21 protein-coding genes are annotated in these 19,550 nt (G+C 71.0%); 15 read left to right on the top strand and 6 right to left on the bottom strand.

Going from position 1 to position 19,550, the window contains the following annotated elements; translation table 11 throughout:
* Positions 1-2: 2 nt before the first annotated feature.
* Complete coding sequence (purB, locus tag ACX80P_RS11240; RefSeq protein ID WP_459278151.1) at positions 3-1,433, bottom strand: adenylosuccinate lyase; 1,431 nt, start codon at positions 1,431-1,433, stop codon at positions 3-5.
* A gap of 150 nt (positions 1,434-1,583) precedes the next feature.
* Here purB and ACX80P_RS11235 point away from each other — a divergent pair, with 150 nt between their 5' ends.
* The 7 genes from ACX80P_RS11235 to ACX80P_RS11205 all read left to right on the top strand — a co-directional run bounded on the left by ACX80P_RS11235 (position 1,584) and on the right by ACX80P_RS11205 (position 8,425).
* Entirely contained in the window at positions 1,584-1,889 is a 306-nt protein-coding gene (locus ACX80P_RS11235) for a hypothetical protein (RefSeq protein WP_459278150.1), read from the top strand.
* Entirely contained in the window at positions 1,886-3,172 is a 1,287-nt protein-coding gene (locus tag ACX80P_RS11230; RefSeq protein ID WP_459278149.1) for a hypothetical protein, read from the top strand. Before ACX80P_RS11235 ends, ACX80P_RS11230 begins: the two co-directional genes overlap by 4 nt.
* Positions 3,163-4,299: a histidinol-phosphate transaminase gene (locus ACX80P_RS11225; RefSeq protein WP_459278148.1), complete on the top strand. Its 1,137-nt coding sequence runs from the start codon at positions 3,163-3,165 to the stop codon at positions 4,297-4,299. The genes ACX80P_RS11230 and ACX80P_RS11225 overlap by 10 nt, the downstream gene beginning before the upstream one ends.
* A gap of 143 nt (positions 4,300-4,442) precedes the next feature.
* Positions 4,443-5,660 carry a pyruvate dehydrogenase (acetyl-transferring) E1 component subunit alpha gene (gene pdhA, locus ACX80P_RS11220; protein ID WP_459278147.1) on the top strand — a complete coding sequence of 406 codons (1,218 nt, stop codon included), beginning with the start codon at positions 4,443-4,445 and terminating at the stop codon, positions 5,658-5,660.
* Positions 5,660-6,634, top strand: coding sequence for an alpha-ketoacid dehydrogenase subunit beta (locus ACX80P_RS11215; protein ID WP_459278146.1), 975 nt, complete (start codon positions 5,660-5,662; stop codon positions 6,632-6,634). Before pdhA ends, ACX80P_RS11215 begins: the two co-directional genes overlap by 1 nt.
* Positions 6,635-6,643: 9 nt before the next feature.
* The gene (locus tag ACX80P_RS11210; RefSeq protein WP_459278145.1) at positions 6,644-8,194 is read left to right on the top strand and encodes a dihydrolipoamide acetyltransferase family protein; all 1,551 of its coding nucleotides are present in this window, start codon (positions 6,644-6,646) and stop codon (positions 8,192-8,194) included.
* Positions 8,195-8,203: 9 nt separating this feature from the next.
* Positions 8,204-8,425, top strand: a complete 222-nt coding sequence (locus ACX80P_RS11205) for a hypothetical protein (protein ID WP_459278144.1) — start codon at positions 8,204-8,206, stop codon at positions 8,423-8,425.
* Positions 8,426-8,480: 55 nt separating this feature from the next.
* Here the strand turns inward: ACX80P_RS11205 and ACX80P_RS11200 are convergent, their stop codons facing one another.
* Together ACX80P_RS11200 and ACX80P_RS11195 are read right to left on the bottom strand one after the other, a co-directional pair.
* Positions 8,481-9,773, bottom strand: coding sequence for an aminotransferase-like domain-containing protein (locus ACX80P_RS11200; protein WP_459278143.1), 1,293 nt, complete (start codon positions 9,771-9,773; stop codon positions 8,481-8,483).
* A gap of 79 nt (positions 9,774-9,852) precedes the next feature.
* Entirely contained in the window at positions 9,853-10,821 is a 969-nt protein-coding gene (locus ACX80P_RS11195) for a helix-turn-helix transcriptional regulator (RefSeq protein ID WP_459278142.1), read from the bottom strand.
* A 372-nt stretch (positions 10,822-11,193) separates the two neighbouring features.
* Here ACX80P_RS11195 and ACX80P_RS11190 point away from each other — a divergent pair, with 372 nt between their 5' ends.
* The 3 genes from ACX80P_RS11190 to ACX80P_RS11180 all read left to right on the top strand — a co-directional run bounded on the left by ACX80P_RS11190 (position 11,194) and on the right by ACX80P_RS11180 (position 12,616).
* Positions 11,194-11,334, top strand: coding sequence for a hypothetical protein (locus tag ACX80P_RS11190; RefSeq protein ID WP_459278141.1), 141 nt, complete (start codon positions 11,194-11,196; stop codon positions 11,332-11,334).
* 83 nt (positions 11,335-11,417) lie between these two features.
* Positions 11,418-12,392: a lantibiotic dehydratase C-terminal domain-containing protein gene (locus tag ACX80P_RS11185; protein ID WP_459278140.1), complete on the top strand. Its 975-nt coding sequence runs from the start codon at positions 11,418-11,420 to the stop codon at positions 12,390-12,392.
* 32 nt (positions 12,393-12,424) lie between these two features.
* Positions 12,425-12,616 carry a hypothetical protein gene (locus ACX80P_RS11180; protein ID WP_459278139.1) on the top strand — a complete coding sequence of 64 codons (192 nt, stop codon included), beginning with the start codon at positions 12,425-12,427 and terminating at the stop codon, positions 12,614-12,616.
* A gap of 83 nt (positions 12,617-12,699) precedes the next feature.
* Here the strand turns inward: ACX80P_RS11180 and ACX80P_RS11175 are convergent, their stop codons facing one another.
* Positions 12,700-13,263, bottom strand: coding sequence for an NAD(P)H-dependent oxidoreductase (locus tag ACX80P_RS11175; RefSeq protein ID WP_459278208.1), 564 nt, complete (start codon positions 13,261-13,263; stop codon positions 12,700-12,702).
* A 111-nt stretch (positions 13,264-13,374) separates the two neighbouring features.
* On the opposite strand from ACX80P_RS11175, the gene ACX80P_RS11170 reads away from it, so the two are divergent.
* The 3 genes from ACX80P_RS11170 to ACX80P_RS11160 are packed head-to-tail and all read left to right on the top strand — an operon-like array spanning position 13,375 to position 15,957.
* Positions 13,375-14,004 (top strand): TetR/AcrR family transcriptional regulator, encoded by a 630-nt coding sequence (locus ACX80P_RS11170; RefSeq protein ID WP_459278138.1) that lies wholly within the window; start codon positions 13,375-13,377, stop codon positions 14,002-14,004.
* Positions 14,005-14,053: 49 nt separating this feature from the next.
* Positions 14,054-14,887: a GAF and ANTAR domain-containing protein gene (locus tag ACX80P_RS11165; RefSeq protein ID WP_459278137.1), complete on the top strand. Its 834-nt coding sequence runs from the start codon at positions 14,054-14,056 to the stop codon at positions 14,885-14,887.
* Positions 14,888-14,901: 14 nt separating this feature from the next.
* Positions 14,902-15,957: a Gfo/Idh/MocA family protein gene (locus ACX80P_RS11160; protein WP_459278207.1), complete on the top strand. Its 1,056-nt coding sequence runs from the start codon at positions 14,902-14,904 to the stop codon at positions 15,955-15,957.
* A 35-nt stretch (positions 15,958-15,992) separates the two neighbouring features.
* On the opposite strand, the gene ald is transcribed toward ACX80P_RS11160, so the two are convergent.
* Positions 15,993-17,105: an alanine dehydrogenase gene (gene ald / locus ACX80P_RS11155; RefSeq protein ID WP_459278206.1), complete on the bottom strand. Its 1,113-nt coding sequence runs from the start codon at positions 17,103-17,105 to the stop codon at positions 15,993-15,995.
* Positions 17,106-17,371: 266 nt separating this feature from the next.
* Between ald and ACX80P_RS11150 the strand changes: the two genes are divergently transcribed.
* Positions 17,372-18,601, top strand: a complete 1,230-nt coding sequence (locus ACX80P_RS11150; protein ID WP_459278136.1) for a PucR family transcriptional regulator — start codon at positions 17,372-17,374, stop codon at positions 18,599-18,601.
* A 33-nt stretch (positions 18,602-18,634) separates the two neighbouring features.
* On the opposite strand, the gene ACX80P_RS11145 is transcribed toward ACX80P_RS11150, so the two are convergent.
* Complete coding sequence (locus ACX80P_RS11145) at positions 18,635-19,066, bottom strand: helix-turn-helix domain-containing protein (RefSeq protein WP_459278135.1); 432 nt, start codon at positions 19,064-19,066, stop codon at positions 18,635-18,637.
* A gap of 150 nt (positions 19,067-19,216) precedes the next feature.
* Between ACX80P_RS11145 and ACX80P_RS11140 the strand changes: the two genes are divergently transcribed.
* Positions 19,217-19,480, top strand: coding sequence for a hypothetical protein (locus ACX80P_RS11140; protein ID WP_459278134.1), 264 nt, complete (start codon positions 19,217-19,219; stop codon positions 19,478-19,480).
* The last annotated feature ends 70 nt before the right edge of the window (positions 19,481-19,550 follow it).

Below are 19,550 nucleotides of genomic sequence, written 5' to 3'. Positions count from 1 at the left end.
GGTCAGCCCAGGTGGTCCACGAGGTCCGCGGCGATACCCGTGTAGCGCGCGGGCGTCAGGGCGAGGAGCCGCTCCTCGGCGTCGGGGCTGAGCCCGAGGCCGCCGACGAACTCGCGCATGCGTCCGGCGTCCACGCGGTGTCCGCGGGTCAGGTCCTTCAGTCGCTCGTACGGGTCGTCGAGGCCGGGCACGCCGGCGATCGCCTCGGCGCGCATCACCATCTGTACCGCCTCCCCGAGGACCTCCCAGTTGCCGTCGAGGTCCGCCGCGAGGACGTCCTCGGCGACGTCGAGCCGCGCCAGTCCCTTCGCGACGTTCGAGACGGCCAGCAGCGAGTGCCCGAGGGCGACCCCGATGTTGCGCTGGCTCGACGAGTCCGTCAGGTCGCGCTGCCAGCGGGAGGTCACGAGGGTGGACGCCAGGACGTCGAGCAGGCCCGAGGAGATCTCGAGGTTCGCCTCCGCGTTCTCGAAGCGGATCGGGTTGACCTTGTGCGGCATCGTCGAGGACCCCGTGGCCCCGGCCACCGGGATCTGCGCGAAGTACCCGATCGAGATGTAGCTCCACACATCCGTGCAGAAGTTGTGGAGGATCCGGTTGAAACGGGCGACGTCGGAATACAGCTCCGCCTGCCAGTCGTGCGACTCGATCTGCGTGGTGAGCGGGTTCCAGGCCAGGCCGAGGCCCTCGACGAAGGACCGGGCGACGTCCTGCCAGTCGGCCTGCGGGACCGAGGCGTAGTGGGCGGCGTACGTGCCCGTGGCCCCGTTGATCTTGCCCAGGAACTCCGTGGCGGCGATGCGGTCCAGCTGCCGCGTGAGCCGGTGCGCGACGACGGCCATCTCCTTGCCGAGCGTCGTCGGGGTGGCCGGCTGGCCGTGCGTACGGGAGAGCATCGGGGTGTCCCTCGATGAGCGTGCCAGGTCCGCGATCGACGCGACGAGGGCGCGGGCGGCCGGCAGCCAGACGTCCAGGACCGCGCCCTTCACCCCGAGGGCGTAGGAGAGGTTGTTGATGTCCTCCGACGTGCAGCCGAAGTGGACGAGCGGCTTCAGGTGGCCGATGCCGATCCCGTCCAGCCGTCGGCCGATGAAGTACTCCACGGCCTTGACGTCATGCACCGTGACGGCCTCGATCTCGCCGAGCTCCGCCACGGACCCCGCGTCGAAGGACGTGACCATCGTGCGCAGCCGCGCCTCCTGATCCGCGTCCAGCGGGCCGGTCCCGGGCAGGACGGCATGCCGTGTCAGGTGGATCAGCCATTCGACCTCGACGTGGACGCGGTCGCGGTTGAGCGCCGCCTCCGAGAGGAAGTCGACGAGCGGGGCGACGGCCTCGCGGTAGCGGCCGTCGAGCGGCCCGAGCGTCAGGGACGACCCCTCCCCTCTGGGCAGAGCAGCGAATTCAACCCGGGGGAGCGCGGAGTCAGCCATTCCCCCATCCTTCCACGGTACCGACGGCGGGTGCCACGTCGGCGGTGCGGGCCCGCACGTCCGTCGCTGTCCACATACCGGGCCCGGCCGTCCGGCCGCCCCCGCCTTCCCTCCTAGCGTTGACGGACCAGCGGATGAGGGGGAGGGGTCATGGACGGGATGCCGGGCGGGACGTCCTGCGAGGCATGGGCTGTCGCGAGCTCCGAGGTTGCGGCGATGGCGGCGCGCCTCCAGTGGCATGCAGGGCGGCTCGGGGACATCCGCGGGCACGCCCTGTCGGTCGGCCTGCTGTCCTGGGACTCGCCTGCGGGCGGCACCTTCCGGGCCTACCTCGCGGAGCGGTGCGCGGAGCTCGGCCGTACCGCGGACCTGCTCGACGGCGCGGCGCAGGAACTGAGCGCCTTCGCCCGCCTGGTGCGCCATGCCGAGGAACTGCAGCGAGGGGTAGGACCGTGACGGACGGGCTGCGGCCCGTACCGGACGACGACGGCCGGCTGGCCGTCCGCGGGGGCGTCGGCGGGATCCGGTTCCAGTGGGAGGAGCTCGAGGAAGCCGCGCGGGTGCTGGCGGTCCTGGCCGCGGACGCCGGGGACGTCGCCGTCGGCCTCGGGTACCTCCACCAGGACGTCAGCGAGCTCCCCTGGCGGGTCATGCACCTCCACCTGCCCGGGGGAGCGGCAGGGCCGCGGTGCCAGGCGGTGCTGGCCCAGGTCGACGCCGCGTGGAGCGCCTCCCTGGCGAACGCCCGCGCCCTCGCCACAGCCGAGGCACGGCTCCGCACCGGACTGCTCGCCTACCACCTCGCCGACGACGTCGTCCTCGCCACCACCGAGGCGGCACGGCACGCGACCGGAGCGGCGGCCCGGAACCTCGCCCGGGCGGCCATCGACCAGGGAGCCCTGGCCGTGGGCCCCATCGCGCTGGAGGCCGTCGACACCGGGACGTCCGTGCCGTTCGACGGCACCGTCGGGGGCGTGCTGGACCGGGTGGCGGCAGTCGAGGGCGAGGAGCCCGGGACCTTCGAGGTGCTGCGGGCAGGGACCCCTGGAGCGCCCCTCTTTGTCGTCGTCCTCCCGGGCACCCAGTCCAGCGGCACCGCGGGGCCCGCGAGTAATCCCTTCGACGCCGGCGGGATCGCCGAGGCCCTGGCCGAGGACAGCCGCTTCACCGAGGAGGCCGTCCTGCGGGCCCTCGCCCGGGCCGGTGCACGGGAGGGGGACGCCCTCCTGGTCGCGGGCTACAGCCAGGGCGGCCTGCACGCCGTCAACCTCGCGGGTTCGGAGGGGGTGACCGGCCGGTACGACGTCCAGCTGGTCCTGACCGTCGGGTCGCCCACGGGCTGGTCCGCGACCGGCGGCACGGAGTACCTGCACCTCGAGCACGCGGCGGATCCCGTGCCCGATCTCGACTCGACACCCAACAGCGACGACCGCCACCGGACCACCGTCACCCTCACCACCCCGGTGCCCGGCCCCGGAGAAGGCGCCGACGGTTCCCCCGGACCGCAGGGCCTCGGCGCGGCGCACGGCCTCGAGAACTATGCGCGGGGTGCGCGCCTCGTCGACACCAGCGACGCGGCATCGCTCGCCCCCGCGGCCGCGCTGCTGGCCGCCGCCGGCGCGGGCGGCGTTGCACGCCGGTACTCCTTCACGGCCACGCGTCGGCCGCGGACCGACGGCACCCCACCCTCCGGGGGCGAGCGCCGCGAGGCGGACGCCCGGTCTAGGCTATGGCCATGACATCGATCGAGGACCTCCCGGCACCATCCTCCACTCCTGCGGCAGGCATCCGCCCACGGGGCGTCCTCGGGAAACTGCCCCGCTACGCGGCCGGCAAGCCGCCCGTCGTGGTGGAAGGGCTCGAGAGCTTCAAGCTGTCGTCGAACGAGAACCCGCTGCCGCCCCTGCCCGCGGTCCTCCACGCGATCGCCGCCGAGACGTCCATCAACCGGTACCCGGATCCCCTGACGACGGCGCTCCGGACGGAGCTCGCCGGCTATCTCGGCGTTCCCGCGACCGACATCGTCACCGGCGCAGGCAGCCTCGGCGCCCTGAACCAGATCCTCGCCACCTTCGCCGGGCAGAACGATTTCGACGCCCCCGACGAGGTGGTCTACGCGTGGCGCTCCTTCGAGGCCTACCCGATCAGCGTGGGCCTCGCAGGGGCTGCCGGCGTGCAGGTCCCGGTCCGGGAGGACGGCACGCATGACCTTGCCGCCATGGCGGCGGCCATCACCGACCGCACCCGCGTCATCCTGCTCTGCACCCCCAACAACCCCACCGGACCCATCCTCACGCGGGACCAGGTGGTCGACTTCCTGGCGACGGTGCCACCGCACGTGGTGGTCGTCATCGACGAGGCGTACCAGGAGTTCGTCCGCCGCCCGGACGCCGTCGACGGCATCGAGCTGTACCGGGACCACGAGAACGTGATCGTGCTGCGGACCTTCTCCAAGGCCCACGGTCTGGCGGGCCTCCGGGTGGGCTACTCGGTGTCCCAACAGCCGTTGACCGAGCACCTCCGGGTCAGCGCCGTCCCGTTCGCGGTGTCGCAGATCGCCGAGCACGCCGCCGTGACCTCGCTGCGGCACATCGGGGAGGTCGAGGCCCGTGTCCAGTCGATCGTCGACGAACGCGTCCGCGTCGTCGACGGCCTGGAAGCACTGGGCTGGCGCATCCCCGAAGCCGAGGGGAACTTCGTGTGGCTCGCCCTCGGCGAGCACACCCAGGACTTCGCGGCGAAGGCCGGCGAGCGGGCCCTGTCCGTGCGGGCCTTCGGATCGGAGGGCGTCCGCGTCTCCATCGGCGAGGAGGCGGCCAACACGCGCTTCCTCGAACTGTGCAGAGAGTACACGCACCGTCCATGACCGGCCTGCAAGGACTTAAATAGGCCTGCGGGCCCGCCCTGACTAGTCTTGATCAGTACGCCCCGGAAACATATGTTGTCCGATGTATGACTTACGACATACATTCCCCGACTGGAATGTATTGCGTCATGTGAGGAGTGGTTATGAGCGGCAGTCGTGTGCCTGCGGCGGAGTTCGAGGTCGAGGAGGTCCTGCGGGCCGCCCACTCCGCGGTCGGGGAGCCGCAGGAGCCGGCGGAGGACATGCTGCAGGTCCTCGCACCCGATGGAACGATGGCCGACGGGCTGTCTGCGGAGATCGACGGCGAGACCGTCGACTTCTCGCCCTACCTCGTAGCGACGGATGCAGCCCACCTGCGCTCGCTGTACCGGGACATGTTCCTGATCCGGCGCTTCGACCAGGAGTCCACAGCCCTCCAGCGTCAGGGTCAACTCGCCCTGTGGGTCCCCCTGACAGGCCAGGAAGCCGCGCAGATCGGTTCAGGACGCGCCCAGCAGCCCCAGGACTACGCATTCCCGACCTACCGGGAGCACGGTGTCGCCCTGACCCGCGGCGTCCGGCCGGAGGAGATCCTGCGCCTGTTCAGGGGAGTGACGAACGGCGGGTGGGACCCCCGTGAGCGGAACTTCCACCTCTACACCCTGGTGCTCGCTGCGCAGTCCCTGCACGCCGTCGGCTACGCGATGGGCATCCAGCGGGACCAGCTCGCCGACCCCTCGCTGCCGGACGCCGCCTCGATCGCCTACTTCGGCGACGGCGCGAGCTCCGAGGGCGACATCCACGAGTCCATGGTGTTCGCCGCGTCCTTCGACGCACCCGTGGTGTTCTTCTGCCAGAACAACCAGTGGGCCATCTCCGTCCCCGCGGCCGTCCAGAGCAGGGTCCCCCTGGCGCGGCGGGCCGAGGGATACGGGTTCCCGGGCATCCGCGTGGACGGGAACGACGTCGTCGCCGTCGAGGCCGTCACCCGCTGGGCCCTCGACCATGCCCGGTCCGGGAAGGGGCCCGTCCTCATCGAGGCCTACACCTACCGGATGAGCGCGCACACCACCGCCGACGACCCGACGAAGTACCGGCTCTCCGGCGACGAGCAGGAGTGGCAGCCGCGCGACCCCCTGGTCCGCCTGGAAGCCCACCTGCGTACCCAGGGACTGGCCGACGACGCGTTCTTCGACGAACTCGCCGCCGAGGCCCGGACCATGGCCACCGCCCTCCGCGAAGCCGTCCTGTCCATGACGGTGCCGGACCTGGAGAGCCGCTTCGCGAGCGTCTATGCCGAGCCCCATCCGCTGGTGCAGGAGGAGCTCCGGTTCTTCCAGCAGTACGAGGCCGGATTCGCCGACGAAGGGAAGCACGCCTGATGGCGACGATGACCATCGCGAAGGCGATCAACGAGGGGCTCCGCGCTTCCCTCGCCCAGGATCCGAAGACCCTCCTGATGGGGGAGGACATCGGTGAACTCGGGGGTGTCTACCGTGTGACCGACGGCCTCAAGAAGGAGTTCGGGGCGATGCGCGTCGTCGACTCGCCGCTCGCCGAATCAGGCATCATCGGCACCGCGATCGGGCTCGCCCTGCGCGGCTACCGGCCCATCTGCGAGATCCAGTTCGACGGCTTCGTCTTCCCCGGGTTCAACCAGATCACCACCCAGCTCGCCAAGCTGCGTACCCGGAGCGACGGCATGCTGAGTGCCCCCGTGGTGATCCGCATCCCCTACGGCGGGGGCATCGGCAGCGTCGAGCACCACTCGGAGTCGCCGGAGGCGCTCTTCGCGCACACGGCAGGCCTGCGCATCATCACGCCCTCGAACCCGCAGGACGCCTACTGGATGATCCAGCAGGCCGTGGACTGCGAGGACCCGGTGATCGTGTTCGAGCCGAAGCGCCGCTACTGGCTCAAGGGCGAGGTGGACACCTCGGCACCCGCAGGCGACCCGTTCTCCGCCCACGTCCTGCGCACGGGCACGGACGCGACGATCGTCGCCTACGGCCCGCTCGTGCCCGTCGCCCTCGCGGCGGCCGCTGCAGCCGAGGAGGACGGACACAGCGTCGAGGTGATCGACCTGCGCTCCATCTCGCCGATCGACTTCGATACCGTCGCTCGTTCGGTGACCCGTACGGGCCGCCTGATCGTCGCCCACGAGGCGCCGACCTTCGGCGGCATCGGCGGGGAGATCGCCGCACGGATCTCCGAACGCGCGTTCCTGTCCCTCGAGGCCCCCGTCATCCGCGTCGGCGGTTTCCACATGCCCTACCCCGTGGCCCGCGTGGAGGAGCATTACCTGCCGGACATCGACCGCATCCTCGAGGCCCTCGACCGTGCGTTCGCATACTGAAGGACCGTCATGACACTCAAGACGTTCAACCTGCCCGACGTCGGTGAAGGCCTCACCGAGGCGGAGATCGTGCAGTGGAAGGTGGCCGCCGGGGCGACGGTGGAGGTCAACGACATCATCTGCGAGATCGAGACGGCCAAGTCGCTCGTGGAACTCTCCTCGCCCTACTCGGGGACCGTGTCCGAACTCCTCGTCGCGGAGGGGGAGACCATCGAGGTCGGCACGCCGATCATCGCCGTCGAGGACGCCGTCGCCGTCGACGATCGCGCCGCCGCCGATGCTTCCGCAGCCCCTGCCGACGAGGCTCCCGTTCCCGTCCCCGAGATGCCCGGTGAGCTGGCCGGGGCGCAACCCGAGGGGCCCGGCGCCGAAGCCGCCGATCCGGGCGCCGCAGACCCCGAGTCCACCCCCGGTCCTCTCGTGGGTACCGGGCCGAAGGCCGACGCCGTGAAGCGCCGGCCGCGCAGGACGCAGCCGGCACCGGCAGAACGGCGTGCACCGTTGCCGCCCGCTCCCGCCGCACCGCCTGCACCCGCACCGCCTGCACCCGCTCCGTCGTCGGCCGCGCCACCTGCACCCGCTCCGTCGTCGGCCGCGCCCGCGGTTCCCGGTGCTCCTGCGGGGCGCCCGGACCGGCCCGCCGAGGCGCCCGGCAGGACCAACCCGCTGAACCAGCTCATCAACCGCGTCCTGGCGAAGCCGCCGGTCCGCAAGGCCGCGCGGGACCTCGGCATCAATCTCGCGGACGTCCCGGCCACCGGATCCGCGGGCGAGGTCACCAAGCAGGACCTCATGAGCTACCAGTCCCAGCGTGACGCAGAGCAGGACGGCGCGGACTCCTTCTGGTCGGACCGCACGCTCCTCGGGGGCGGCCGCATCGAGCGCATACCCGTCAAGGGCGTCCGGAAGGCGACGGCGAAGGCGATGGTGCAGAGTGCGTTCACCGCACCGCATGTCAGCATCTTCGTGGACGTCGACGCCTCCCGGACCATGGAGTTCGTGAAGCGGCTCAAGGCGTCCCGTGACTTCGAAGGCATCCGCGTGTCGCCGCTGCTGATCCTGGCCAAGGCGGTCATCTGGGCGGCGGCCCGGAACCCGTCGGTCAACGCGACCTGGGCCGAGGACGAGATCCTCGTCAAGCACTTCATGAACCTCGGCATCGCCGCCGCGACACCGCGCGGGCTCATGGTCCCGAACATCAAGGACGCGCAGGACCTCTCGCTGAAGGAGCTGGCACTGGCCCTCAACGACCTCGCGACGACTGCACGGGCGGGCAGGACGCAGCCCGCCCAGATGCAGGGCGGAACGCTGACGATCACGAACATCGGGGCGCTGGGGATCGACACCGGTACACCCATCATCAATCCGGGCGAGGTGGCGATCGTGGCCTTCGGGACGATCAAGCAGAAGCCCTGGGTGCTCGACGGCGAGGTGATCCCGCGCTGGATCACCACGCTCGGGGGCTCCTTCGACCACCGCGTGGTCGACGGCGACCTCAGCGCGCGCTTCATGGCCGACGTCGCCTCGATCCTCGAGGAGCCGGCGCTGCTGCTGGACTAGGGTGGGGCCATGGACCAGCAGCTACCCGGCGGACCACGCCGGAGCCCGCGACCCCGCTACCCGCCGAGCAGGCTCCTGCTCGTCGTGCTGATCGGTTTCCTGGCCTCGAGCGCGCTGCAGGTGGTCTTCCCCGACCTCGGCACGGTGGCACGGCTGTCGATCCTGGTGATCATCGCCGCACTCGTCTCGATCGCCGTGACCCTGCGGCAGCAGAAGCGCCCGCCGCGCTAGCCCGTCCTGCTTCAGACGCGTGCGCGGCGCCGCGCGACCCTACGCGGGACGGGGACTACCGGTTCTGCTCGATCGCGCCGCGGAGGATCGGCGCCAGCCGTCGGACGCCCTCGACGATGTCCTCGGGTGAGACGGCGCTGAAGGCCAGCCGGAGCTTGTTCGACGGCTCGTCGGACGGTGTGAAGGCGGCGCCGGGGATGAACACGACACCGGCGTCGATCGCCGTGTAGAGCAGCGGGTAGGTGTCGATGCCCTCCGGGAGGGTGACCCACACGAAGAAGCCGCCGTCCGGGGTGGTCCAGTGGACGCCCTCCGGGAACTCCTGGGCGAGGGCGCCGAGCATGGCGTCGCACCGCTCGCGGTAGAGGTCCCGCATGGAGCGCAGGTGCCCGCGCCAGTCGTACTCGGTGAGGTAGGCGCTCACGAGCATCTGGGTGAGCGGGGACGGGCACAGCACCACGGCCTCGCAGGCGAGGTAGAACCGGCGGTGGAGGTGCTTGGGCACCAGCGCCCAGCCCAGCCGTACGCCGGGCGCGAAGATCTTCGAGAAGGAGCCGAGGTAGATGACGTCGTCGGGGTTGTCCGCGCGCATGGGCTTCAGTGGCTCACCGTCGAAGCGCAGCATGCCGTAGGGGTTGTCCTCCAGCACGAGGATGTTGTTCTCACGGCAGATGTCGACCACGCGCTGGCGGCGATCGGCGGCCATGGTGATGCCGCTCGGGTTGTTGAAGCTGGGGATCGTGTAGAGGAGCTTGATCGAGCGGCCCTGCGCCTGCAGTTCCGCGATGACGCGTTCGAGTTCGTCGGGGACGAGCCCGGCGTCGTCCATCGGGATGGTGACGACGTCCACCTCGTAGGCCTCGAACGTGTTGAGCGCCCCGACGTAGGTGGGGTCCTCGCAGAGGATCACGTCGCCCGGATCGCAGAACACCTTGGCGGCGACGTCCTGCGCCGACTGCGAGCCGGTCGTGATCACGATGTCATCGGGGCTCGCACCCTCGATGCCCTCCGCCGCCATCACGTCGCAGACCAGCCGACGGAGTTCCTCCATGCCCTGGCCGCCGCCGTACTGCAGCGCCTCGAGCCCGTGGTCGGCGATGATCCTCTGGGCCGTCCGGCCGAGGTCGTCCAGGGGCAGGGACTTCAGGTAGGGGCTCCCGCCCGCGAGGGACACGAGGCCCGGGCGGATGGAGATGTCGAAGACATCCCGCACGGCGGACTGCTTGATATTGGCTGCGCGCAGCGAGAAGAGCTGGTCATGCCGCGCGGCGGAATCGACGGCGCGCTCCAGAGCTGCTTCGGTCTCGGCGGGCAGGAGGTCGGCGGGGGCTTCGCTGGAGGATGTCACGCCCAGAGTCTAGGCGCGGGTTCACCATCAGGCAACAGGTGTTGCCCAGCGGTGCAACTGGGGCCGAGTCACCCCACTCTCAGATCCATCCCGCCTCGCGGGCCTTCAGGGCCGCCTGGAAGCGGCTGTCCGCCCGCAGCGTCTCGAGCATCCAGGCGATGTGCCGGCGGCACGTCCTCACGTTGATGTCGAGGCGCCGCGCGATCGACTCGTCGGACAGCCCGTTGGCCAGGCCCTGGATGATGGAGCGCTGCATCGCGCTCAGGGGGGATCCCACCTGCTGCGGGCTGAGGAAGGACTCGCTGAGCTCCCAGGCGATGTCGAACAGGTGCGTGAAGATGTTGATGAGGCTGTGGTCGCGGATGACCAGGGCGGCCTTGTCGTCGCGTGTGAGCTGGCGGCCCACGAGCGCCAGTTTCTCGTCGAAGATGAGCATGCGCAGGGGGATGAACGGGAGGACGCCGAACTCACCGCCGCCCGCAGCGATCGCCTGGACGGCCTTGCGGGTGGGCACGTGGTCGCGCGTACTCGTGTCGTACAGGGTCCGCCGCCGGACCCCGTTCCCCAGGAGCTCGAGATCCTTGCGCACGCTCTCCTCGTGGACGTCCGCCGTCGAGCCCTGCCCGGGCTGCGCGATGTACACCTTCTCGGTGACGTCGCGCCCGTAGTCGATGAGGACGCGATGGATGAGATGCGGGTCCTCGAGGGTCTCCACCGACGTGCTGGCGAGGACGTGCTTGCGGGCGTCGAGGAAGGTGGGCAGGAGGCTCGACAGTTCGCGGCGCTGGGTGCTGATGCGCGCCTTGAGCTCCTGCATCTCGCGTTCGTCGGCGTCGACGAGGTCGGCGAGGGCGACGTCGGGGGAGACCGCGACGAGACCGTCGGCGCTCCCGGCCTGCGCGCTGAGCAGCCGACGGTCCGACAGCTCGCCGACGGCCTCGTCGATACGGCGCAGCGTCAGGCCGAGGGCCTCCGAGGCCTCGGCGCGCGTCCAGCCCGGGTGCCCGACGGCGTACCGGTAGACCTCGAGCGACGTCGCACCCAGCATGAGAGCTCCTTGTCCCCACCGCTGGTGCCAGCGGCGAATCGCGTGCGAAAAAGATGACATGTCCAGTTAATGACACGCAGGCGGGGCTGGCAATTCGACCGGCCGGACAGCGCCGGGATCCGCGCCGTTCCGCGGAACTCCGCCCTGTGCACCTCCACGTGGTGTGGCTGCGCAGCACCCCCGCGTCCTGTTCGCGCCATGTCCACAAACGGCCATCCCTACCGCTGGACACTACCCGCAGGCGCCCGACATTCTGATGAAGCCGGTTCGACGGAAGGCCCGAGGGAGGGCTTCCAGCGACGGACCGGGCACTGCCCCTCGGCAGTGCGGGGACAGCTCGACCACCCGGGACGCGGGCAAGGAAGGATCGCCATGAAGAAGGTATTCGGCGCAACTGCAGGCCTGTTGATCGTGGTGGGAGCTGTTCTGCCGGCGGGCCAGTCCGTCAGTGCCGCGAGCTGGGACTGGCCCAAGGGCCAGCCCACAGCGAGCAGCTGGGACTGGCCGAAGTAACAGGTGCCTCCGGGGCAGAGCCCGGAGGGCACCTCCAGAGCCCGCCCCAGCGGGGGTGATCACAGACCCTGAAGGAGAGAGCCATGAGCCAGCTGACCGCCGTTCGAACCGCCTCACGGACGGCCCTCAGCACTCAGTGGTGGCACCTCTCCCTCTCGACGGGTGGCTTCGATGTAGCGGACGGCATCATCGAAGAACTGGTCACCCCGCTGGTGGCGCAGGCCCGGGCGCTCGGCGCCAAGCGGTGGTACTTCTCGCGGTGCGAGGACCAGCCGACGGGCATCGTGGGGCAGGTCAGACTCAGTATCCACGCCCATCCCCGCGTCCTCGAACCGCTACGCGCCTTCCAGCGGGTACTCCATGCCCGCAGCGCGAGGAGCATGCCACTGCTGGTGGTCCGCCAGCACTTCACCGCGCCCGCGGGCAACACCTACTACTCCGGCGGCCGGGAGATGGCCGACCCACAGCTCGAGGCCAACCTCGTCAAGTACGGGGGCGTCGAGGGACTGCACCTCGCCGAGGAGGTCTTCGAACTCGGCTCCGAACTGGCCCTCTGGGCGAACCGGCGTTTTCCCCGCATGCAGAGCCGCTCGGCGCTCGGGGCGCTGATCCTCTTCGACTCCGCCCAGAGCATGATGCAGGGGCCCCGCTCGGCAGGGTGGCCGGATCGCCGCCGGCTCTCCTGGGACTTCTACTGGGACAGCCACCTGCGCACGTGCACCGCCGACGTCGGCCCGCGCGCCGCCGGTGTCCGCGAGGCGATGGCTGCGCAGGTCGCCGCGAAAGCGCCGGGCTTCCACGCCCTCATGGCGGCTACGGCGTCCGAATCCGCCGTCCAGACCTGGCGACGGCGCTGGTACCGCGCACTCGACACCTACCTGTACCGCGCGGACAAGGTCCGCGTGAGCCGCAGCGCCCAGCACCTGACGGTGTACCAGGCGCACATGGCGCTGAACCGCCTCGGCTTCGTCGCCCGCGAGGAAGCGGCACTCGGGCTGTACGCGCGGAGCTGGCGGCCGCAGATCGATCCGACCCGGGCGGCGCGGACCGTCTCGTAGCGGGGCGCACCCATCGAGCGAAGGACTGCACCATGAACGCAAGGACCACCATCGTCCTGGCCCTGGACGACGCCGACCTCTCCGAGGCCCTCGGCTGTTCGTCCGAGGAGGTCGAGTCGATGCAGAACGACGGCGTCCTCGCCTCGCAGGGCCAGTTGTGGGAGATCGGACCGGCACGGGACTACCTGAGGGACGCCGCCTGGGCGGACAGCCTCTGGCACTGAGGCGCCCAGCGGGGTTCGAGGGCGCAGGGCCAGGAGCACACAGGACGCGGCCCGAGTAGTGCCGTACCCGTGGTCCCGGAGGATCAGGCCGCGACGGGAGCGGCTGCCCCGGCGAGAGCCGTCAGCACATCGGTGACCTGCCCGGCCACCTCGGCGTCGTCCCTCGGGTGCAGCTCCGCGAAGCGGGTCACGGAGCTGCCGATGGAGAGCCGGGCGTCGTCGAGCACCGTCGCGCCGGCGACGCCGAGGGAGCGGCGGGCCTCGTCGTGGGCCCACACCCCGCCGTACTGGCCGAAGGCGGACCCGATGACGGCGGCGGGCTTGCTCGAGAGCGCCCCGGCGCCGTAGGGGCGGGAGAGCCAGTCGATGGCGTTCTTGAGGACCGCGGGCATGCTGCCGTTGTACTCGGGGGAGACGAGCAGGATGGCGTCCGCCTCGGCGGCCGCGGCACGGAGGGCGACGGCGGCCCGGGGGCGGTCGGTGTCGTTGTCGATGTCCTCGTTGTAGAACGGGACATCGTTCAGCGCATCGAAGGTGACGACATCGACGGCCTCGGGGGCGTGTGCGGCAGCGGCCTCGGCGAGCTGGCGGTTGATGGAGCCGTCGCGCAGGCTTCCGACGAGGGTCAGGATCGTGGTGGTCAAGATGTCTCCCAGGGCTGGAGGGCCGTACGGCCGGGTTGATCGGTCACGCGACGGGCGCGTCTCCCTCCTACAAGCGGACCGCAGTCCGTTTTATTCCGCCGCTATAGTTGCCGCATGCAGGAGGAGGAATCGCTCCGGGTCACGGGCGACGACGGTGAACGCACCGACGCGGCCCGCAACCGCCGCCTCATCCTCGACGCCGCCGCCCAGATCGTCGCGATCTGCGGGCCCGACCGGCTCACCACCGACGCCGTGGCCCGCCGCGCCGGGGTCGGCAAGGGCACCGTCTTCCGGAGATTCGGCAACAGGGCGGGACTCATGCACGCGCTCGCGGACGAGGCGGGACGCTCCTTCCAGCACGCCTTCATGGCCGGCCCTCCTCCCCTGGGGCCGGGGGCGCCGCCCCTCGAACGGCTGATCGCCTTCGGAGAGGCGAGCATCGAGCGCATGCGGTTCGACGGGCAGATCCTCAGGGCCGCCGAGCAGCAGGGCGGACCGGACCTCGAGCACGCCACGCAGCAGCTCACACGGTTGCACCTCTCGCTGCTGCTGCGCGGCCTCGACGCGCCGGACCCGGAACTGGCCGCCTACCAGTTGTCGGCCTTCCTGAACGCGGGCCTCCTGCTCCACCTGCAGGAGAACCGGGGCATGTCGAACGCCCGCCTCGCCGCGTCCTGGCGCGTCCTGGTCTCTGCCCTCGCGGCAGGTTCCGTACACGGCAGGACTCCCACGGAGCCGTTGTAGACTGTCAACCGCCGACGTCCCGTCGGCCGTCAGACGAGGTTGGTGGAGCGTGGAGGAGATACCCGAGGAGATGTCCGGCGCCCGTGAGGCACTCGAGGACGGGACCGGCCGGCGCCTCCACGCGGTGGCCGACGCGGCGGCCCAGGACTTCGCTGCTCTTCCCCCCGGGGCGGCAGCCGCGCGCCTCCAGGACCTGCTGGTGGACCACCCCGATGTCCACGCCTTCCTGCAGGAACTCGCCGAGTTCAGCGCGGAGACCCTCGGCACCCGGGGCGACACCTACTGCGGCATCACCCTCCAGCGTTCCCTCCACGAGCAACTGACCGTGGGCAGCAGCGGCGCGAAGGCCCGGGCCATGGACGAGGTCCAGTACGAGCACGACGACGGCCCGTGCCTGCACGCCCTCCGCGTGCACGACGAGGTGTTCATCGCGGACACCCGCACCGAGGCACGCTGGCCCGAGTTCATGGAGCACATCAGGCGCAACGGCGTCGGCGCCATGTTCTGCCTGCCTCTGGACCTCGAGGGGACGGCCCGCGCAGCGCTGAACCTGTACGCCGAGGACGCCTCCGTGTTCTCCGAGGACTTCCGGCGCATCGCCCGCGCCTTCACCGTGCAGGCGTCGCAGGCCCTGAAGCTCGCCGTCCGCGTGGCGCACCATGCCGCCGCGGCGGAGGATCTCCACGCCGTGCTGCAGACCCGCACCGAGATAGACCTCGCCGTCGGGATCATCATGGGCCAGGACAACTGCTCGCAGAAGGAGGCGTTCGACAAGATGCGCCGGGCCTCCAACTCCCGCAACGTCAAGCTCCGGGTGCTCGCCGCGGGCATGGTCGCCGGGCTGAACGGCACCGTTCCCCGCGCCCACTTCAACCCCTCCTGAGCCCTGTGGCTGTGATGCCGCACCGGCCCATCCGCACGGTGCTGGTGGGCTTCGGCCACGGCGGCAGCGTCTTCCACGCTCCGCTGATCCAGCACGATCCCGGGCTGGACCTCGCCGTCGTCGTCACACCGAGCGCCGACCGCCGGCAGGCCACCAGGGCCGCGTACCCCGCCGTCCTGGTGGTCGCGACCCTCGACGAGGCGCTGCGGGCCGTGCCGGATCTGGACCTGGCCGTCCTCTCCACCCCCCACGCCACGCATGCGCCGCTGGCCGCCGCGGCCCTCGGGCGGGGCCTGCACGTAGTCGTCGACAAGCCCTTCGTCGTGAACTCCGGAGACGGCGAGCGGCTCGTCGGCGCCGCCCGTACGGCCGGCCGGCTCCTCGTCCCGTTCCACAACCGACGCTGGGACGGGGATTTCCTGCTGGTGCGTGAGGCCGTCGCGTCGGGGGTGCTGGGCGGGGTGCGCCTCTTCGAGTCGGCGATGGAGTCGTGGAAGCCGTCTGTCAGGAAGCCCTGGAAACGTGATGCAGGGCCGGAGGACGGCGGGGGCGTGCTCTACGACGTCGGCTCGCACCTGATCGACCAGGCCCTCACCCTCTTCGGCCCGGCGGTCCCCGTGTACGCCGACCTGCGCAATGACCGCGGCGGCGCGGCCGAGGACTCCGCGTTCCTCGTCCTGAAGCACGACGGCGGGACCACCAGCCACCTCCACGCAGGGACCCGGGCGCCGCTGGCCCGGGACCGCTTCCGCGTGACCGGGACGCAGGCAGGCCTGACGATCACGGGCGCGGACCCGCAGGAGGCCCTGCTCGCGGCGGGTGTATCACCCCCCGGGATCCCGGACACGGCCCGCGCCACCGAAGGTGCTCCCCGCGGTCGGCAGGGGCGCGACGGGGACACCGAGGCGCTCGTCGTGGGCTCCGGCCGGTACCCGGACTTCTACGCCGGAGTCGTCGCAGCGATCCGAGGGGACGGGCCGGTCCCTGTGACCCCGGAGGACGCCCTCGACGTCGTGCGGGTGATCGAGCGGGTCCATGGCGCGTACCCGCCCGGCCCGCGGGGCGCCTGACCGGACGGGTCGGCCCGGTCAGGCGCGGGGCATGCCTAGACCAGGGCGGACCAGTCGTCCGCCAGTTCCAGGCCGTGCGCCTCGGACACCGAGTGGTGCGCCACCCGGCCCGACGCGACATTGAGGCCGCGCGCGAGGGCGGGGTCCGCATGGAAGGCGGCGCGGACGCCCCGGTCGGCGAGCGCCACGGCGTACCGGAGCGTGACGTTGGTCAGCGCGTAGGTCGACGTGTTCGGGACGGCGCCGGGCATGTTGCCCACGCAGTAGAAGAGCGACCCGTGCACCGTGAAGGTGGGGTCCTCGTGCGTGGTGACGCGGGAGTCCTCGAAGCACCCGCCCTGATCCACCGCGATGTCCACGAGGACACTGCCCGGCTTCATGCGGGACACGAGTTCGTTGGTGACGAGCTTCGGGGCGCGGGCGCCGGGGATCAGGACGGACCCGATCACGAGGTCGGCCTCGAGGACGGACGTCTCGATCTCCAGGGAGTTGGAGGCGACCGTCTTCACGCGCCCGGAGTACAGCGCGTCGATCTCCCGCAGCCGGGCGATGTCGATGTCGAGGATGGTGACTTCGGCTCCCGTGCCGACCGCCATCGCCGTCGCGTTGGTGCCCGCGACGCCGGCCCCGAGGACCACGACCTTGGCGGGGCGGACACCGGCGACACCGCCGAGCAGCAGGCCGGGGCCGCCCGCGGGGGCCGTCATGACCTGCGCGCCGACCTGGACGGACAGTCGCCCGGCCACCTCGGACATCGGGGCGAGCAGGGGCAGTGAGCGGCCGTCCTGGACGGTCTCGTAGGCGATGGCGGTGACGCCGGCGTCCACCAGGGCCCGGGTCAGTGCGGGTTCCGCGGCGAGGTGGAGGTAGGTGAAGAGAATGAGGCCCTCGCGGAAGCGGTGGTACTCGGCAGCGACCGGTTCCTTGACCTTCAGGACCATGTCAGCGCGCGCCCACACATCGTCCGCTGCGTCGACGAGCTCGGCGCCCGCAGCCTCGTAGGCTGCGTCCGTGATGGTCGAGCCGATGCCCGCTCCGCGTTCCACGAGCACGGTGTGCCCGTGGGCCCGGAATTCGTGCACGCCGGACGCGGTGATGGCGACGCGGAATTCGTTGTTCTTCACTTCTTTGGGGACGCCGATGATCATTGGGTTCTCCACGGGTTCGATCGGGCGGACGGGGTAGCTCCACCATAGGGAACAAGATGGAGCCCGGAGGCGGGCCCCTTCGCAGGTGCCGCCATGGCCGGCCTGGGAATCCGCGCGGGGTGGCAGCGAGAAGCGCATCATTCCGCACCTCGAGCGAGGTGTGAGCTGGACCACTAGCAGATGCCCGACGGGGCGACCATCGACAGATGTCGAGTCCGGGGGCGGCAAGTGTCGCCCCCGGCGGGCGGCGCGCCTACTGTTGGGCTGTGCAGAACCAGCAGATCGAGGACCTCGTGGAGTCGCTCGCGCAGACGCTTGGGCGCGGACTGTCCCTCGAGGACCCCGACGGCGTCCTCCTCGCCTACAGCAGCCACCAGACCTCCGCCGACCGTGTGCGCGTCAACTTCCTGCTGAGCAAGAAGGTTCCAGCGGACGTCAGCGAGTGGCAGCTCCGCCACGGGATCGCGCAGGCCGTCCGCGCGGTCGCCGTCCCCGCCAACGAGGAGCTCGGGATGCTGGGTCGCGTGTGCGTTCCCCTCCTCGTCCGGGGCTTCCGCGTGGGCTACCTGTGGGTGCAGCAGCAGTCGAGCGAGGATCCCGCCCCGGGCATCCTCGCCGCCCTGCCGGCGGTCCGGCCGACGATCGATCGCCTCGCCGAACTGCTCCTCGAGACGGACACGGCGTCCTCGGAGCGGCGCACCCAGCGGGAGACCACGTTCCTCGCCGCCTGCCGTGGGGTCGCTTCCGCCGTGGAGGACCTCCGTGGGTGGCGGGAGCTCGGCGGCCATGGTCCCTGGCGGGCGGCGGTCGTCCACGAACTGTCGGAACCGTCACCCAATGCCGGGGCGGAGGACCCGCACGAGGCCGCCCTCCTCCAGCGCACCATCGCCCTGCAGGCAACGGTCGGCGTCGGGCCCGTCCTGTTCAGCGCAGGGGCACCCACCCACTCCGTCCTGCTGTGCGAGGCCGGGGTGGGCCGGAGCGCCCTGCAGCACGTGGTGGACCGGTGCCGGGTCGAGGTCGCCAAGCGTGCCGGCCGCCCCGCGGGGCGGTTCGTCCTCGGCCTCAGCGAGCCCGCCCCCGACCCGCGCGACCTGGCGGACGCCTTCCGCCAGGCCCAGCACGCGGCCCAGGCAGCTGCAGTGGACCCCCAGCTCGGCGGCGTGTCGGCGTACGCCGACACGGGCGTCTACCAGTTCCTCGGCGCGGTGGGCTGGCAGGCTCCGGCGCGCGGCAGCGTGCGGTTCGACGAGCTGTGCGAGGCCGACCGCCTGGACGAACTCCTGCCGGTCCTCGAACTGCTCTACGACAAGAACGGCTCCGTGCAGGACGTGGCCCTGCAACTCCATCTGCATCGCAGCAGTGTCTACAACCGGCTGACGAGGATCCGCTCCATCATCGGCGCGGACCCGCTCGCCGGGATGGTGCGCCTGGAACTGCATCTCGCCCTCAAGGCCCGCAGGTGGCGCTCCCGCCCCCGCTTCGAGCAGTCCTAGGATCGCCCGTCCAGCAGCCCGTCCAGCAGCCCGTCACGCCTCGCCGTGCTCCGCGGCGGAAGGCTCCACCGTCCCGGGCTGCCCGGCCGGGGGCTCCGAACGGCGCAGCTGGCTGCGCAGCCAGTCCTCGACGTCGGCCCGACGGAGACGCCGGTGCGATCCGCGGTACTCCACCGGGAGGGTGCCGGCGTCGGTGAGCTTGCGCAGATAGCTGTGCGAGATACCGGCGAGCTCGGCCGCCTGCGAGGTGGTGAGCAGCTCGGCGACCGAGGTCACCTGGACGGCGTCGCCGTCGGAGAGGCGGGCGAGGAGGTCGATGACGGCGGCCTGCGCCTCCCCGGGCAACCGGTGCGCCGTGCCGTCGACGAACACGGTGACGTCGGCGCTGCCGCTCAGTGCACGGCGCAGCGGAGCGGCCTGTTCGGGCGGAAGCGCGGCCGCGGATCTGGGGGCCCTGATGGTCATGGGGCCATTGTGGCACCCGCTGTCCGGAACCGACACGATTACTCGGTAGCCGAGGGTTCCGCATTGAGTAGCAGAGGTCTACTCTCGGCGTATACGTACCCCTAGTGCCTGCACCCAGCGTCGGTTGCGGGCACGGAAACGGTGAACCTCATGACAACCATCGATCACGGGCGGAGCCTTCGCACCAGTAGCTCTGTCTTCCCGGTCCAGTCCACGGAGGAAGAACCCTCCTGCCCCCTCTGCCTCACAGCCGACTACCTGATCTTCGAGGAGTTCGTCCCCGCACGCCAGGCCGACCACTCCACCGACCTCCTCCCCGCGAGCGCGAGCTACACGTGCTCCGAGTGCGGGACCTTCAACGCGCACGCCGTCCCGGCCTCGTGGCGACCGCCGCAGTGGTTCTGGTACAACTGACCGCCTGACCACAGAGGGCCCAGAGCCCCCTTGACCTTCACGCAGCGTCAATTCCTACTGTTGAATCCTC

It is taken from the genome of Arthrobacter arabinosi (genome assembly GCF_054511115.1).
The sequence above is the reverse complement of the archived record's forward strand: the minus strand, read 5'-3'. Positions and strand labels throughout refer to the sequence as shown.